The sequence below is a fragment of the Kribbella qitaiheensis genome, from assembly GCF_042657745.1.
Classification (GTDB): domain Bacteria; phylum Actinomycetota; class Actinomycetes; order Propionibacteriales; family Kribbellaceae; genus Kribbella; species Kribbella qitaiheensis.
This window is the reverse complement of sequence record NZ_JBHSKE010000055.1, coordinates 1-1,055: the sequence shown is the minus strand read 5'-3', so window position 1 is coordinate 1,055 and position 1,055 is coordinate 1. Positions and strand designations below refer to the sequence as shown.

The following is a 1,055-nucleotide window of genomic DNA, read 5'->3' as shown; positions in this document are numbered from 1 at the left end:
CGGCTCTAACACGACCGCTGGCCCCGCAGAGCAACGGCTCCTTCGGTCGCGAGCGCGTCGAGGTGATATGTGATGGCGGCTGTCAGTTTCTCGGCCGTGTGGATGTCTGGCCGCATGGCTGCGTGCACTGCGAGTCCGTCGAGCCAGGCGTGCAGCCGCTCAGCCTCAGCCGTAGCGTCGGTCGGGGCGAGGCCGGCCGCCGAGAGGTCGGTGAGCAAGGCTCGACAGCCGGCCTCGAGCGCGGCGTAGCCCTCGTCTCGCAGGGCCCGAAGCGACGGGTCGACCATGGCCCGGGACGTGAAGGCCAACCAGACCTCGTTCTCGGCGCGCCGGTCGTCATCGAGCGGGAGCAGTTCAGCCAACACGAGCTCTGCTCGCCTCCTCAGGTCGGGCTCGGGTTCCAGGCTCGCGAGGCGGGCCTCGATCCGGTCGATGACGGTCCGGAACGCGAAGACCATCAGCTCGGACTGACTCACGAAGTAGTGGCGCAGCGATCCCATCGACAGCCCCGCCTCACGGGCGACGTTGCGCACCGAGGCCTGCTCCAGGCCGTCGCGGCGTACCACCCGCAGCACAGCCTCGACCAGCTCGCGGCGGCGCTCCATCGGGTCCACAACCTTGGGCACTGGCTCTTTATAGCACAGTCGTGCTACGTTCCGGTGGTAGCACAGTCGTGCTACCAAACGTGTTGGAGACCCCGCCATGGCCCTCGTCAACGAGCCCGAGACGCAACCCGGGCGCCGCATTGGCCTCCGCGCGTTGCTCCGCCAGCGCAGCGTCCACCTTGCCGCCGCGGGCTGGGTGGCCTGCAACGGACTGGCTCTTGCGGTGGCGGGAGACACGTTGCCGTTCGACTGGCCGAGCGCCGCCGCCCGGACACCGCTCGGTCGGGTTGTCGACGCCAACCTCGTCCTCGTCGAGGTGCTGCTGCTCACCGCACTGACCTTCTGGGTCTCCCGCAAACGGGCCATGCCTGACCTCGCCAGTCGCGCACCGCGGCGATCCGTGGCCGCCCGCGAAACGCTGTTCCTGCTTCTCTACGCGGCAGGCGCGCT

Annotated in this window: 1 protein-coding gene and 1 pseudogene; one reads left to right on the top strand and one right to left on the bottom strand. The window is 69.3% G+C overall.

The window, feature by feature from the left end:
* Positions 1-5 precede the first annotated feature (5 nt).
* Complete coding sequence (locus ACFPJ1_RS33320) at positions 6-626, bottom strand: TetR/AcrR family transcriptional regulator (RefSeq protein ID WP_380110112.1); 621 nt, start codon at positions 624-626, stop codon at positions 6-8.
* A 76-nt stretch (positions 627-702) separates the two neighbouring features.
* Between ACFPJ1_RS33320 and ACFPJ1_RS33315 the strand changes: the two are divergent.
* Positions 703-1,055 (top strand): annotated as a pseudogene (locus tag ACFPJ1_RS33315) (hypothetical protein); the annotation flags it as partial.